Below are 14,831 nucleotides of genomic sequence, written 5' to 3'. Positions count from 1 at the left end.
AGGGGTGAAGTGTGTTTAGTGGAACTGCTGCGACTCGGTGGAGCCGACGAGGGCCAGGGTCTGGCTGCCGGGGTTGAGGGCGGTGGCAATGCGGTCGAAGTAGCCGGTGCCGACCTCGCGCTGGTGGCGCGTCGCCGTGTAGCCGTCGGCCTCGGAGGCGAACTCCGCCTCCTGCAGCTCGACGTATGCGCTCATCTGACGCTGGCTGTAGTCGCGCGCCAGCGTGAACATGGAGTGGTTCAGCGAGTGGAACCCGGCGAGGGTGATGAACTGGAACGAGTAGCCCATCGAGGCGAGCTCCCGCTGGAACGACGCGATCTGGGCGTCATCGAGGTGGCTCTTCCAGTTGAACGACGGCGAGCAGTTGTACGCCAGCTTCTTGCCGGGGAACTCCCGGTGGATGCTCTCGGCGAAGGTGCGCGCCAGCTCCAGGTCGGGTTCGGACGACTCGACCCACAGCAGGTCGGCGTATGGCGCGTAGGCGTGCCCACGGGCGAGCACCGTCTCGATGCCGGGCCGCGTGTTGTAGAAGCCTTCCGCCGTGCGCTCCCCGGTGATGAACGGCTGGTCGCGCTCGTCGATGTCGCTGGTGAGCAGGGTGGCGGCGAGCGAGTCGGTGCGCGCGATGATGATCGACGGGACGCCGGCGACATCCGCCGCCAGTCGTGCCGCGTTCAGGGTGCGGATGTGCTGGCCGGTCGGCACCAGCACCTTGCCTCCCATGTGTCCGCACTTCTTCTCGGATGCCAGCTGGTCCTCCCAGTGCACGCCGGCCGCTCCGGCCTCGATCATGGACTGCATGAGCTCGTACGCGTTGAGCGGGCCGCCGAAGCCGGCCTCGGCGTCGGCGACGATGGGCGCAAGCCAGTCAATCGAGCCGGAGGCCTCTTCGTGCTCGATTTGGTCGGCACGCAGCAGCGCGTTGTTGATCCGGCGCACGACCGCGGGAACCGAGTTGGCCGGGTACAGGCTCTGGTCCGGGTAGGTCTGCCCGCTCAGGTTCGCGTCGGCGGCAACCTGCCAGCCGGAGAGGTAGATGGCCTTCAGTCCGGCGCGCACCTGCTGCACGGCCTGGTTTCCGGTCAGCGCGCCGAGCGCGTGCACCCACTGGTCTTCCGGGCCGTTGATGAGCTCCCACAGTTTCTCTGCGCCGCGGCGGGCGAGGGTGCGTTCCTCACGGACACGACCGCGGAGGGCGATGACGTCTTCGGCGGCGTAGTCGCGGGTGATGCCGCTCCAGCGGGCATCCGTCTTCCACTCGGTCTCGAGTTCTGACGCGGTCTGCAGTTGGTCGCCTGGGCGGTGGGAGGTGCTCATGAGGGTGTCTCCTTGTTCGTGGTGGTTCAGCCAGCCTGTTGCAAGAAAGCGGCTCCTTCGCGAGAAAGTTCGGCAGAATTTTCGGCATTCTTCTATTCCACGGAAGAACCATTCATGCGAGGCTGAGCGGATGCCCCACTCACCACTCCCCCGCGGCCACGATGAAGAGATGCTCGACTCCCTCACCATCGGCCGACGTATCCGCGACCTGCGCACCAGTCGGGGAATGACCCTCGACGACCTGGGTGCCGCCATCGGCCGCGCCGCCTCGCAGGTGAGCGTGCTCGAGAACGGCAAGCGCGAACCGCGCATCAGCGACCTGCAGACCCTGTCGAAGGCGCTCGGGGTCACTCTCGACGACCTGCTGACCAACGAGCCGCCGAGTCGGCGCTCCGCGTTGGAGATCGCCCTCGAGCGCGCCCAGCGCGGCCCCTTGTTCAGCTCGCTGGGGCTCCCCACCCTCCCGGTCAGGAAGTCGCTCAGCGATGAGGCGATCGAGACGATCCTCGGCCTGCACCGTGAACTCGAGCGCCTCTACCGCGAGCGCGCGGCCACCCCGGAGGAGGCCAGGCGCGTCAACACCGAGCTTCGCCACGAGATGCGCAGGCAGGGCAACTACTTCCCGGAGCTTGAGGCGCACGCCCGCCAGTTGCTGGCGGCGGTCGGGCACACGGGAGGTCCGTTGTCGCAGCGCGTGGCATCCGACCTCGCCACCCACCTCGGCTTCTCGTTGCACTACGTCAGCGACCTGCCCGGATCGACCCGCTCGGTGAGCGACTTCACCCACGGGCGCATCTACCTGAAGATGGATGCCGGCGGCGACCCCCGAACGGCGCTGCTGCAGGCGCTGGCCAGCCATGTGCTCGGCACCAAGGAGCCCACCGACTACGCCAGTTTCCTGCGCCAGCGGGTGGAGACCAACTACCTGGCCGCCGCGCTGATGATCCCGGAGAAGGGCGCGGTGGAGTTCCTCGTGAAGGCGAAGGAGAAGAAGGAACTGTCGGTCGAGGATCTGCGCGACGCGTTCGCCGTCAGCTACGAGACGGCCGCCCACCGCTTTACCAACCTGGCCACGCAGCACCTGGGACTCCCGGTCCACTTTCTCAAGGTGCACGAATCGGGCGCGATCTCCAAGGCCTACGAGAACGACAATGCGGCATTCCCGACGGATGCCCTGGGCGCTATCGAAGGCCAACTCGTCTGCCGCCAGTGGAGTGCCAGGCAGGTGTTCGATGCCCACGACCGGTTCAGCCCATACCACCAGTACACCGACAAGCCGGCCGGAACCTATTGGTGCACCTCGAGCATCCAGTCGACCGCCCAGGGCGCGTTCTCGGTGAGCCTCGGCACGCCGTTCGTGCACGCCAAGTGGTTCCGTGGGAGGGACACCGCCAACCGCAGGGTGTCGAGTTGCCCAGACCCCGGATGCTGCCGGCGGGCCCCGCAGGAACTCGAGGACAAGTGGGCGGCGCAGTCGTTCCCGAGCCCGCGCCTGCAGTCGTCACTGTTGGCGGCGGCCCCGGCCGGCACGTTCACCGGTGTCGACCAGACCGAGGTCTACCAGTTCCTGGAGCGCCACGCGCCGGCATCCGCTCGCTGAGAATCGCTGTGGGTTGAGTAGCGCGCGACGCAGGAGCACGCGTATCGAAACCTCGCCGCTGGTTTCCATACGGTCGCTGAGCGACCTACTCAACCCACAGAAGTTCTACTTCGCGAGGAAGCGCAGCAGCGCGGCGTTCACCTCGTGGGCGTGCGTCCACAGCATGCCGTGCGGCGCGCCCTCGAGTTCGACGTAGTCGGCGGTCGGCATCAGCTTGGAGAACGGCCGCCCGGTCGAGTCGATCGGCAGGATGCGGTCAGCCGTTCCGTGCATGATCAGCGTCGGCACGTCGATCTTCGGAATATCCTCGCGGAAGTCGGTCAGCCAGGTCGGCACCACGGCCGACGAGGCGTACCAGGATGCGCCGGCCGCCACCGTCCAGCTGCCACGCAGGGCGGCATCGCTGAGTCGCGAGTCGAGCGTCTCATCCGTGTTGTAGAAGTTGATGAAGAAGTTGTCGAACCAGTCGTACCGGTCGGCGATCGCCGACTGGCTGATCTCATCGAACACCGCCTGCGGGACGCCAGCGGGGTTGTCGTCCGCCTGCAGCAGGTACGGCTCGAGCGAACCGAGGAACGCAGCCTTGGCTACCCGTTCAGACCCGTAGCTGCTCAGGTAACGCGCCACCTCACCGGTACCCATCGAGAACCCGACCAGCACGGCGCCCTGCAGGTCGAGGGTGTCCATGATCACCTTCAGGTCAGCGGCGAAGGTGTCGTAGTCGTACCCGATCGTCGGCTGGCTCGACTGCCCGAAACCACGGCGGTCGTAGGCGATGACGCGGAATCCGGCATCCAGCAGCACTGCCTCCTGTTTCTCCCAGGACCGACCGTTCAGCGGGTACCCGTGGATGAGCACCACCGGCTGGCCGGAGCCGTGATCCTCGTAGAACAATTCGATGTCGGTCGAGTTCTCCTGGCCGACGGTGATGAATGCCATCGTGATTCCTTCCCTCGTTACTCGGTCCAGTTCTCCTGGACCATCTCGTCCACCGGGTGGATGTTCACCATCAGCGCCCGCCGATCCCCCATGTTGGTGAACTCGTGCCAGGCGTTCGCCGGGATGATCGCGATGGTGCCACCTTGCATCCGCTGCGTCGTTCCGTCCACCGTGACGTCGATGTCGCCGTCGATGATGACGAACGTTTCGATGTACGGATGCCGGTGCTTGCTCGCGCCCTTGCCCGGTTCGCTGGTGACGTAGAAGAACGACACGGGTGAGCCGTGGTTCTTGCCCTCGAACCGGCCCGCACCTCGGCTCGCGGCGATCACCTCGGCGATGTCAATCGTTCGGATGTCTGCCATGGTCCGATTCCACACCCCGGCGGCGCTGGGGTCAACCGCGCCGGTTCGGACAAGCATGTCGCTGCATCCGCAGTGGAGAAGATGGGGCACCGCGTAACATTCCCGGAACACACAATCTGGGCTGATACACCTAGAGCATGCCCTCCGAAATGCGCCTCCCCGTTCTCGACCTGTCACGACTGGACGAGGGGGAAACCGAAGCGGATGCCTTCCGCACCGAGCTGCGCGAAGCGACCCACGAGTACGGCTTCTTCTACCTGACCGGGCACGGCGTTCCGCAGGAACTGCTCGATGACGCGATCACCACGGCGCGGGACTTCTTCGACCTTCCCGTGGAGGAGAAGATGAGCATTGAGAACCTGAAGAGCCCACACTTCCGCGGCTACACCCGCATCGGAGGCGAACTCACCCTCGGCAAGACCGACTGGCGCGAGCAGATCGACATCGGCCCGGAGCGCGAGGCCATCCCCAAGGAGCCGGACACCCCCGACTACTGGGTGCTCGAGGGCCCCAACCAGTGGCCGGATGCCCTCCCTCACCTTCGCGATGTCGTCACCCGCTGGCAGGACCAGCTGAACGCGGTCAGCCTCAAGCTGATGCAGGCCTGGGCGCAGTCGCTCGGTGCCGAGCCGACCTTTTTCGACGAGGCCTTCAAGGAGCGCCCGTCAACCCTGATCAAGATCGTGCGATACCCCGGCAAGGACGACCCCGAACCGCAGCAGGGCGTCGGCGCCCACAAGGACTTCGGCGTATTGACCCTGCTCTACGTGGAAGACGGCAAAGGCGGCCTCCAGGTGGAGAAGGACGGCGAGTGGATCGACGCTCCCCCGCTGAACGGCGCATTCGTGGTCAACATCGGCGAGCTGCTCGAGGTGGCGACGGGTGGCTACCTGAAGGCGACCAACCACCGCGTGGTGTCACCGAAGGCCGGCGACGACCGCATCTCCGTGCCGTTCTTCTATGCGCCGGCGCTCGACGAGATGATTCCGACGCTGACCCTTCCGCCTGAACTGCAGGTGCAGGCGAACGGCGTGACCCTGGACGCTGCGGGCCAGCCGCTATTCGACACCTACGGGAAGAACGCCTTGAAGAGCAGGCTGCGCGCGCATCCGGATGTCGCGGCCATCCACCACCCGGAACTGGTGAAGTAACCCGCTACAGGTCGATCGAGGCGATCTGCGGGTCGGGGTTGCCGTAGCGGTGCGCCGTCATGCTGATGACCTGCTCCCGCAGGAACGGCAGCAGCTCGAGCCTGCCCGAGGTGGTGACCGGGCCGCCGTAGACGGCAACGTCGGGGTAGGCGTCCAGCTCCACGGCCAGGGCGTGGTGGGCATCCGCTGAACCGATCAGGCGGATGCGATCGGTCGCCAGGTCCCCCTGCAGCGCTCGCGCCTGCCACCGAACATCCGACTCGACCACAACGCTGCCGACCGTGGCCGGCGAGAACTCCCGCCCGAACAGGGCGATCAGGCCGGCTGGCAACGGCACGGCCGAGCTGACGGCCACCGGCGCACCCGCCCTGGTCGCGGCCGCGATCAGCCGGATCAGCTGGGCGAGCGGCTCCCCCTCGGCGAGGCGAATCGTGACCGGAACCGGCACGTAGCGCAGCACGTTGCGCTCGAACCCCAGACCGGCCGGGTCGGTGCTCTGCGAGTAAATGGCATCCCAGGCGCGCTGGTCGCTGACCGCTCCGGCGCGGATCCGGTCGAACTCGAGGTACTCGAGGCTCGGCTGCGCGGCTTCAACCACCGCGAGCACGTTGTCGTCGACTCCGGTGATCTTCACGGACGGTTTCGGGTCCGCGAAGATGGGCTCCCAGTCGCCGAGCGCCAGCAGGTAGTTCGGTCCGCCTGCCTTCGATCCGGGGCCGGCCTGGGACGCCTGCCAGCCGCCCACCGGCTGCCGCTGAACCAGCGCACCCGTGGTCGGACGGTTGACGAACAGGTTGCCGGCTTGCACGGCATCGACCCAGGTGGCGATCTCCGCCGGGTCGAGCGAGTGGATGCCCGCGGCAAGCCCGAAGTCGGTGTCGTTCTGCAGTTCGATGGCTTCGTCCAGCGTGTCGGCGTGCATGATCCCGAGGACGGGGGCGGCCGGCGGGGTGAGGTGGAAAGCCGATCCCCTGGCGATACCGTCCTTCACCCCGGGCGACCAGAGCAGGCTGCTTGTTGAGGCCGTGTCATCCAGCGGCTTCGCTTCGATCAGCCAGGTCTCACCCTCGGCGAGGGCGGTCAAGGCCTCCAGCGTGGTTCCGGTCGGCGGCTGGAGGAGTGGCCCGACGGAGGTTGTCGGGTCCTGCGGCTGGCCGGCCTTGATGGAGGTCACGGCATCCGTCAACTGGCGTCGGAACTGTTCCGACTTCGACACCGACCCGACCAGGATGACCAGTCTGCTCGCCAGCGGCGCCTGCCCGGCGTGGGTGAACGCGCTCTTCACGATGTCGCCGACGGCAAGGTCGATGTCGGCGCTGGAGGTCACGATGATCGCGTTGCTGCCGCCGAGGTCTCCATGAAGCCTGAGGTCGGGTCGTGCTGCGCGAAGCTGACGCACGGTTTCGGCGCTCCCGCTGAACAGCACCCGGTCGACGTTCGGATGCGTGACAAGCTGCTCGCGCAGTTCAGGGGTTCCGGTTGTGGCCACTGCCAGCAACTCCGGCTGCAGCCCCGCCTCCCAGAGCGCTTCGGCGAGCACGGCGGACAGTCGCTGGCTGAGCGGAGCCGGTTTCAGGATGACCGCGCTTCCCGCGGCGAGCGCGCCGAGCGCCGTGCCGGCCAGCCCGGCCATCCCGGCGACAGCAGCAGGGACGACCACCGTGAGCCTGGACGGAACGAACAGGGCGTTCTCCACCGACTCGAGTTCGCGCGCCTGCTCCGCGTAGTAATGGGCGAAGTCGATGGCGGCACTGGCCTCGGCATCCGCTTCTGAAATCGTCATTCCGCTCTCGCTGACGAGCACCTCGATGAGGCGGCCGCGATAGGCGGCGAGCACGTCGCCCACCTCGTGCAGAACCTCGGCCCGAGCGTCGGCACCCTTCGCTCCCCAGGCTTCGCCGGCCTGGACGGTTCTGGTGACGAGTTCCTGCACCTGGTCGGCAGTGGAGATGGCGGATGCCCGGATGGTGTCAGTACCCAGCGTCGAGTGGCGCGCGCGCTCAAGCAGTTGCCGTCCCCACACCCGGTTGGCGGCGATCGACGGGTCGGTGTCCGGGGTGTTGGCGAAGGCATCGGCGCGAGACGTGAGCTCAGGCAGCGACGGGTTCAGGCGGTTCTGCACGCGGTTGGACGGCGGCACCACGTCGTCGACCTCCTTCAGGGAGGCGAGGAAGCGCTGTTTCTCACGCTCGAACATCCGCTCGTCGTCGGCCAGTTCGAACACGGCGGACATGAAGTTGTCGGGGCTTGCGTTTTCCTCCAGCCGCCGGATCAGGTAGGCGATGGCGGCGTTGAACTCGGTCGGCCGGACCACCGGCGTGTACAGCAGGATAGGGCCGACGTCCTTCTTCACGACCGCGGCCTGGGCCTGCGCCATCCCGAGCAGCATCTCGAACTCGACCCGGCGCTCGACCCGGCGCTGCTTGGCCAGCAGCCAGGCGAACGCCACATCGAAAAGGTTGTGGCCGGCAACGCCGAGGCGAACGGAGTCGGTGCGTTCCGGCGTCAGCGCCCAGTTCAGCACGCGCTTGTAGTTGGTGTCCGCCTCCTGCTTGCTCCGGGCGGTCGCCAGCGGCCAGCCGTGCCTGATGGCATCCACCCGTTCCATCGCCAGGTTGGCGCCCTTGACCAGCCGGACCTTGATACTGGCACCACCGTCGGCGCGTCGTCGGGTGGCCCACTCGGTGAGGTCCTGCAGCGCGCGGAGGGCGTCGGGCAGGTACGCCTGCAAGACGATGCCGGCCTCCAGTTTGTGGAGTTTCGGCTGGTCGAGCAGTCCCTTGAACACCGCAATGGTCAGGTCGAGGTCGTGGAACTCCTCCATGTCGAGGTTGATGAACTTGGTCGAAGCGGATGCCGCAGCCTGCTCATAGAGCGGCGTCAGGCGGGCGATCACCCGCTGAACGGTTTCGTCGTAAGCCCACATACCCAGCTTGCCGGAGACGGCAGACACCTTGATGGACACGTAGTCGACGTCGTCGCGGGCGAGCAGTTCGCGCGTGTTGGCCAGACGGCGGTCGGCCTCCTCAATGCCGAGTACTGCTTCGCCGAGGAGGTTCAGATTGAGGCGCGCGCCGTCGCTCCGCAGCCTGGCCAGGTGCTTGTCGAGCTGTTTCGGGGTCGCATCGAGCACCAGATGGCTCACCATCCCGCGGAACACCCACCGGGCGATGGGCACGATCGGCCAGGGAAGCAATGGCGCGAACCCTCCAGCCAGCTGGATGGCGATGCGCAGGTACCACGGCAGGAAGCGGGGCACCCGGCGTGAAACGATCTCCAGGTTGTGCCCGGCGACGCGAAGGTCGTGCGGGCGCACCACCCGGTCGACGAACCCGATGGTGAAGGCGAGGCCGTCCGGGTCTTTCAGCACCCCGGCCAGGCGCTCAGCCGAGACGTCCCGTTTGCCGCCGCCGCTTGCCGGGTCGGCTGCCTCTGCCAACCAGCGACGAACGGTGGCAATGGTCTCGTCCGCAAGCTCCTGCGGTCGGGAACTCTGGCTGGTTTCGCTGGTGGGCATGCTCAAGAAATTACCTTGTCGATCTGGGAGAGGGGGCTTCTCCAGTCTGGAGCAGCCAGAACATAAGATGAAGTGACTTCTTATGCAGGATACCGTGCAGTTTTACTGATGAATGGATGCTCGTGCTCGACCTCCGCCGACTTCGACTGCTCCGGGAGCTCAAGAACCGGGGAACGCTGGCCGCCGTCGCCGAAGCGCTCTCCTACAGCCCCTCTGCGGTCTCGCAGCAGCTTGCCCTCCTGGAGAAGGAGGCAGGTGTGCAGTTGCTGCTTCCGGTCGGGCGTCGGGTGCAGCTGACCGCCCAGGCCGAGATTCTGGTGAAGCACACGACGCAGCTGCTGGAGCGACTCGAGTTGATGGAATCGGAGATGAACGCGTCGCTCGCAGCGATCTCAGGAACGGTGCGGCTGGCCGTGTTCCAGTCCGCCGCTCTCGGTATAGTTCCCCAGGCGCTCACGGCCCTCGCGGCGCGCTACCCCGACCTCCGCGTGGAGGTCACCCAGCGGGAACCGGAGAGCGCGCTCGCCTCGGTGTGGGCCCGGGACTTCGACCTGGTGATCGCCGAGGAATACCCCGGCCACTCGGCCAGGCGGCTTCCTGAGCTCGACCGGGAAGTGCTCTGTTTCGACAGCCTGCGGCTGGGTACCGCGCCGGGCAGCGGCATCCGCTCAATCACCGAAGCATCCACCATTCCCTGGGTGATGGAGCCTCGGGGAACCGCCTCCCGTCACTGGTCGGAGCAGCTCTGCCGGGCTGCAGGATTCGAGCCGGATGTGCGGTTCGAGACTGCCGACCTGCAGGCGCACATCCGCTTGATCGAATCCGGCAACGCGGTCGCGATCCTCCCGGACCTGGTCTGGGCCGGTCGGACGCCGAGCATCGACCTGGTCGACCTGGATGGTGCACCGCAGAGAACCGTGTTCACCTCGGTGCGCGCCGCGAGTGCCGGCCAGTCGACGATCATCGCCTGCCGCGAGGTGTTGCAGGAGTCGGTCGGTTTTCTCTCGAATTGACCCAGTCACTAGTCTCGAACCATGTCTGACCTCTTTGATGTCGCCATCGTCGGCGGCGGCCACAATGGCCTCACCGCAGCGGCCTACCTCGCCTCCGCCGGAAAGCGCGTGATCGTTCTCGAGAAGCAGGATGTGCTGGGCGGGGCGGCCGTGTCTTCGCAGGTGTTCGAGGGAGTGGACGCACGTCTGTCGCGCTACTCATACCTGGTGAGCCTCCTGCCGCAACGCATCATCCGCGACCTGAAGCTCGACGTGCGGCTGCAGCGGCGCCGCTACTCCTCCTATACGCCGCTGCCCGGCACCGACCGAGGCCTGCTCATCGACCACGGCGACCCCGAGGCGACCGCGGCGAGCTTCGCCAGCATCGGGGCATCGGCCGACTTCGCCGCCTGGGGACCGTTCTACGACGACACCGCCCGTCTCGCGCGGGCGCTCTTCCCGACTGTGTGCGACCCGTTACTCACCCGCAGGGAGGCACGCGCGGCCGTCGCTGATGACCGCCTCTGGAACGCCTTCATCGAGCGGCCGGTGGGTGAAGTCATCCGCGATACCTTCGCAGGCGACCTGGTGCGCGGCGTCGTGCTGACGGATGCGCTGATCGGCACCTTCGCCGCCAACCTCGACGACACCCTCGCGGCCAATCGGTGCTTCCTGTACCACGTGATCGGTGGCGAGACCGGCGATTGGGACCTCCCGATCGGCGGGATGGGCGTGGTCAGCGGCGAGCTGGCGCGGGCAGCGCGGCTGGCCGGGGCAACGCTGGTGACGGATGCGCAAGTCACCTCGGTCACACCGGACGGCGAGGTGCGGTACACCACACCTGACGGCGAGAAGCGGGTGGGCGCGGGCACCATCCTGTCGAACGTGGCACCGTGGACGCTGGCTCAGCTGGTCGAGCGCGCCGAAGCCGGTACCGGGGTCACTTCGACAAGCTCAGTACAACGCTCGACGAGCTCGACCAGCCTTGACCCCACCAAACCGGAGGGCGCCCAGCTCAAGGTCAACCTCCTGCTCTCCCGGTTGCCGCGCCTGCGTGACGGCGTCAGCCCGGAGGCTGCTTTCGGCGGAACCTTCCACATCAACGAGTCGTGGTCGCAGCTCCAGTCCGCGTACGACATGGCGGCGACGGGTTCCGTTCCGAACCCCCTTCCGGCCGAGATCTACTGCCACACGCTGGCCGACCCGAGCATCCTCTCGCCAGAGCTCCAGGCCAGTGGCGCACACACCCTCACCCTGTTCGCCCTCCATGCGCCGAGCCGCCTCACGGCCGGGCGGGACGAATTGCAGGCCGCGGCGCTGGCATCGCTGAACTCGGTTCTGGCTGAGCCGATCGAACCGCTGCTGCTCACCGATGCCTCCGGCAGGCCGTGCATCGAGGCAAAGACCACGCACGACCTGGAGCACGCCATCGGTCTCCCCGGAGGAAACATCTTCCACGGGCCACTGTCCTGGCCGTTCGTGGAGGACGATGCGCCCCAGGCCACTCCGGCCGAGCGGTGGGGCGTCGCATCCGGCTGGGACAACATCCTCATCTGCGGTGCCGGCGCCCAGCGCGGTGGCGGAGTGAGCGGGCTGGGCGGCCACAACGCCGCCATGGCGGTGCTCGAGCAGGGGTGACCCTCCGGATGTCGGAGGGGTGGGTCTAGCCTCGGACCATGATTTCTTTTCAGCCGCTCCGCGACGTCGTGGTCGGCCCGGTGCTGACGCCCGAAGACCCCGGTTTCACCGAAGAAGTGTCCGGGTCGAACCTCGCCATCGCACACAGTCCGGATGTGGTGGTCGGGGTGACCAGCGTCCGCGACGTTTCCGAGGCGGTGCGCTTCGCCGCGGCAATGGGGCTGCCGGTTCGCGTGCAGGCAACCGGGCACGGCGCCCATCACGCCATCACCGACGGCATGCTGCTGACCACCCGACGACTCGACGAGGTGACGGTTGACGCCGGCTCACGCATCGCATCCATCGGCGCAGGCGCAACCTGGCGCACGGTGCAAGCCATCGTCACGCCGCTCGGGCTGACGGCAATCCCCGGCTCATCGGTGACCGTCGGCGCAGTTGGATACACCCTCGGAGGAGGGCTCGGTCCACTGTCCCGCAGCCACGGAATAACCTCCGATTACGTGCGCGGTTTCGAGGTCGTCATGGCAACCGGCGAGACCGTCGTCGCGAACGACACCGAGAACGCCGAACTGTTCTGGGCGCTTCGCGGAGGCAAGGGCGGGCTCGGAGTGGTCACTCGCATGCAACTCGAGCTGGTACAGCTGGAGGCCATCTACGCCGGGTCGCTGTTCTTTGCCGAAGAACACATCGAGGCGGCTCTCCGCGGCTGGATCGAGTGGACCAGCGTCGCAGCAGATGACGTCACCACCTCCGTTGCCATCCTCAACTTCCCGGACTTCGAACAGGTACCTCCCCCGCTCCGCGGACGTCGGGTGCTCAGTCTGCGCTTCGCCTACCCAGGGGATCCGGATGATGGCGAACTCCTCGCCGCCCCGCTGCGAGCCCTTGCCCCGACGATGATCGACGCCATAGCGCCGCTCAGTACCGCGGCCCTCGGGCAGATCCACAACGACCCTGAAGAACCGGGTCCGGGGTGGAGCAGCGGCATGCTGCTGAACGCCATCGATGGTGGGTTCGCCACACAATTGCTTGCACGAGTCGGCCCGGGCACCACGTCGCCTCTCCTCGGCGTCGAGTTACGGCACCTGGGTGCCGCTACTGCAGCGGATGTTGCGGGTGGCTCCGCGGCGGGCGGTCGGGCATCCGCGTTCACCTTCACCATGATCGGGGTGCCGAACCCTGCTCTCTTCGATCAGGTGATTCCGGCGTTCGCGAACGAACTGACCGACAGCATCCGCCCCTGGGTCTCTGAGGAGACGGCCATCAATTTCGCCGCCGATACCTCCACTCCCGAGGCGTTCGCCGCAGCCTGGCCGCGCGAAATTCATGCCCGGCTGCAAGCTGCGAGGGCACTGTACGACCCGGCCCGGCTCTTTACCTTCGGTCCGAGCAGTGCTTAACTCCTCTGTATGACGTTTGATCCTTACGCCAATCAGGGAGACACGGCCGCGTGGGACCCTGAAGCCGCCGCTGCGACCAAGCGCGCCGCCGACAAGATCTTCACGGTCGGACCAGACGGTACAACTGCTGAGGTTGACGAAGACGACACGTCGCTGAAGCAGGATCCGCATCCGCCGAGCGAAGTTCCCGACCCGGACATCACGAACGACTAGTCCCAGACGCTCGGGGCTTCTTCCCTCGTCGAGGGCATCGCGACATCGTCAGCCCACTCGGCCAGCCAGCTGGGCAGGGTTACCTCGGACAGGTCGACATCCAGCATCTGCGCCAGCTCTGCCAGCGAGACGGTGCCTCCGCTCTTCTTCAGGAAGCGCCCGCGAATGTACCCCTGCGCATAGATCTCACCGTCAACGACGAAGCGCTGCTCCAGGTAGACGGCCTTCTCGTCGTAGCCGACGATCTTCGACTCGAGCACGTAACGCTGCCACGGCGCCAGCGATTTGCGGAAGGTGATCGTCTCACTCGCCACGACCGGATAGAAACCGTTCTTCATCATGGTCGCCCAGGCGCCGGACCGATGGAGCAGGTCGAAACGCCCCAGGTCCATCAACGAGAAGTAGACGCCGTTGTTGACGTGGTTGTTGACGTCGAGGTCGGTCGGCAACACCCGCAATGTCAGCCGGCCGACGTCGTGGACGTTGAAGCGTGGCCCCCAGTGGCTCTTGATCCAGAGCAGGATGGTTCGAAACAGCATATGCACGCCGCAACGCTAGACCATCTCCAGCACGGGAGCGCATCCGCTGTCGCTGGTCTACAAACTTGCGGATGCCCTGGGCTGGGCTCCTTGGACGAAACAACCCTCACCCGTCAGTTGCGGACCCAGCTGTACCGGCCCCGCATGCGGGCGTGTCCGCAGTTGACGGGTGAGCGGCGGTCAGTGCCAGCGGTGGTCCTGGATGGTGATGCGCGGGCCCCGGCGTGGCTTGTGGAAACCGCTCGCCAGGATCAACCGCATCACGCGCTGCCGGTGACCCGCCCACGGCTGCAACAGTTCGAGCATCCCGTCATCGTCGACCGGCTTGCCGATAAGCGCCCAGCCGACGATCGACGGCAGGTGGTAGTCGCCGACGCTCACCAGGTCGGGGTGGCCGTGCGCGCGCTGGCTGGTTTCGGCCGCGGTCCACGGGCCGACACCGGCGAGGGACTGCAGCCGGGCATCCGCATCCGTCACGGTGACCCGCTCGATGGCGGTGGCAACGGATGCAACGGCGAGCGCCGTTCTGCTGCGGCGCGGATCGACACCGGCCCGGTGCCACTCCCAGGACGGGATCATCCGCCACGCTTCGGCGGTCGGGAACACCCGCATGCCATCGGGGGCGGGGGCGGGAGCCGGCTCACCGTGTGCCAGCAGGAGCTGGCGCCACGCGCGCCAGGCCTCCACCGTGGTCACCTTCTGCTCGATGACGGCAGGGATCAGCGACTCCAGCACCAGGGCCGTGCGCAGCAGTCGGAGACCAGGTGACCTGCGGCGGGCATCCGCGAGGAATGCATTCGTGGAGACGTCGAAGTCGCTCCAGTCGTCGTCGGCCCCCAGCAATTGCGGAACCCGGTCGATGGCCCACTGCGCTCCGGCGCCCCAGGCCACCGCGTCAACCTCGTGCTGACCCTGCGTCAATCGCAGCGTCGCCGGCCCTTCCGGTGTGCGTTGGGTGAGCCAGACCCCTGTGGCGTCCTGCTGGCATGCCGGGTTGCGCGCGCTGCGGAACAGCGGCGCGAGCGTCATGGAAAGACTGATCGGATGCCGCGGTGCGTAACGCGTGCGCACCGGCAGTGCACGGTCGGCAACCTCGCTCAGGGTCTCGGCTACAGCATCCATCCCCAGAAGACTACGGGCAGCTCCGGTCGACGCGCCTC

The 14,831-nt window shown here is 66.9% G+C and carries 12 protein-coding genes; 6 read left to right on the top strand and 6 right to left on the bottom strand.

Translation table 11 applies throughout. From position 1 onward, the window contains the following. Window positions 1-15 precede the first annotated feature (15 nt). Window positions 16-1,317, bottom strand: a complete 1,302-nt coding sequence (aceA, locus tag ACX3PH_RS03875) for an isocitrate lyase (RefSeq protein WP_459089563.1) — start codon at window positions 1,315-1,317, stop codon at window positions 16-18. A 130-nt stretch (window positions 1,318-1,447) separates the two neighbouring features. On the opposite strand from aceA, the gene ACX3PH_RS03870 reads away from it, so the two are divergent. Next, a complete protein-coding gene (locus ACX3PH_RS03870) occupies window positions 1,448-2,917 on the top strand; it encodes a helix-turn-helix domain-containing protein (protein ID WP_459089561.1) in 1,470 nt (489 codons plus the stop codon). A 105-nt stretch (window positions 2,918-3,022) separates the two neighbouring features. Here the strand turns inward: ACX3PH_RS03870 and ACX3PH_RS03865 are convergent, their stop codons facing one another. Beyond that, complete coding sequence (locus ACX3PH_RS03865) at window positions 3,023-3,856, bottom strand: alpha/beta fold hydrolase (protein ID WP_459089559.1); 834 nt, start codon at window positions 3,854-3,856, stop codon at window positions 3,023-3,025. Window positions 3,857-3,873: 17 nt separating this feature from the next. Continuing rightward, window positions 3,874-4,221 carry a cupin domain-containing protein gene (locus tag ACX3PH_RS03860; protein ID WP_459089557.1) on the bottom strand — a complete coding sequence of 116 codons (348 nt, stop codon included), beginning with the start codon at window positions 4,219-4,221 and terminating at the stop codon, window positions 3,874-3,876. 137 nt (window positions 4,222-4,358) lie between these two features. Between ACX3PH_RS03860 and ACX3PH_RS03855 the strand changes: the two genes are divergently transcribed. Then, window positions 4,359-5,372, top strand: coding sequence for an isopenicillin N synthase family dioxygenase (locus tag ACX3PH_RS03855; protein ID WP_459089555.1), 1,014 nt, complete (start codon window positions 4,359-4,361; stop codon window positions 5,370-5,372). A 4-nt stretch (window positions 5,373-5,376) separates the two neighbouring features. On the opposite strand, the gene ACX3PH_RS03850 is transcribed toward ACX3PH_RS03855, so the two are convergent. Next, window positions 5,377-8,889, bottom strand: coding sequence for a proline dehydrogenase family protein (locus tag ACX3PH_RS03850; protein WP_459089553.1), 3,513 nt, complete (start codon window positions 8,887-8,889; stop codon window positions 5,377-5,379). A 122-nt stretch (window positions 8,890-9,011) separates the two neighbouring features. Between ACX3PH_RS03850 and ACX3PH_RS03845 the strand changes: the two genes are divergently transcribed. From ACX3PH_RS03845 to ACX3PH_RS03830, 4 genes are read left to right on the top strand one after another with little or no spacing between them, the layout of a single operon-like run. Beyond that, window positions 9,012-9,902 (top strand): LysR substrate-binding domain-containing protein, encoded by an 891-nt coding sequence (locus tag ACX3PH_RS03845; protein WP_459089828.1) that lies wholly within the window; start codon window positions 9,012-9,014, stop codon window positions 9,900-9,902. 21 nt (window positions 9,903-9,923) lie between these two features. Continuing rightward, window positions 9,924-11,519, top strand: a complete 1,596-nt coding sequence (locus ACX3PH_RS03840) for a phytoene desaturase family protein (RefSeq protein ID WP_459089551.1) — start codon at window positions 9,924-9,926, stop codon at window positions 11,517-11,519. A 38-nt stretch (window positions 11,520-11,557) separates the two neighbouring features. Next, window positions 11,558-12,919 (top strand): FAD-binding oxidoreductase, encoded by a 1,362-nt coding sequence (locus ACX3PH_RS03835; protein WP_459089549.1) that lies wholly within the window; start codon window positions 11,558-11,560, stop codon window positions 12,917-12,919. Between the two features lie 9 nt (window positions 12,920-12,928). Beyond that, a complete protein-coding gene (locus ACX3PH_RS03830) occupies window positions 12,929-13,132 on the top strand; it encodes a hypothetical protein (RefSeq protein ID WP_459089547.1) in 204 nt (67 codons plus the stop codon). On the opposite strand, the gene ACX3PH_RS03825 is transcribed toward ACX3PH_RS03830, so the two are convergent. After that, window positions 13,129-13,671, bottom strand: coding sequence for an acyl-CoA thioesterase (locus ACX3PH_RS03825; RefSeq protein WP_459089826.1), 543 nt, complete (start codon window positions 13,669-13,671; stop codon window positions 13,129-13,131). The two genes, ACX3PH_RS03830 and ACX3PH_RS03825, sit on opposite strands and share 4 nt — an antisense overlap. A 180-nt stretch (window positions 13,672-13,851) precedes the next feature. Further along, window positions 13,852-14,793 (bottom strand): DNA-3-methyladenine glycosylase family protein, encoded by a 942-nt coding sequence (locus ACX3PH_RS03820; RefSeq protein ID WP_459089545.1) that lies wholly within the window; start codon window positions 14,791-14,793, stop codon window positions 13,852-13,854. Between the last annotated feature and the right edge of the window lie 38 nt (window positions 14,794-14,831).

The organism is Homoserinimonas sp. A520, assembly GCF_054489245.1.
Note: the sequence above shows the minus strand (reverse complement) of the source record. Positions and strands in the feature narration are given on the sequence as shown.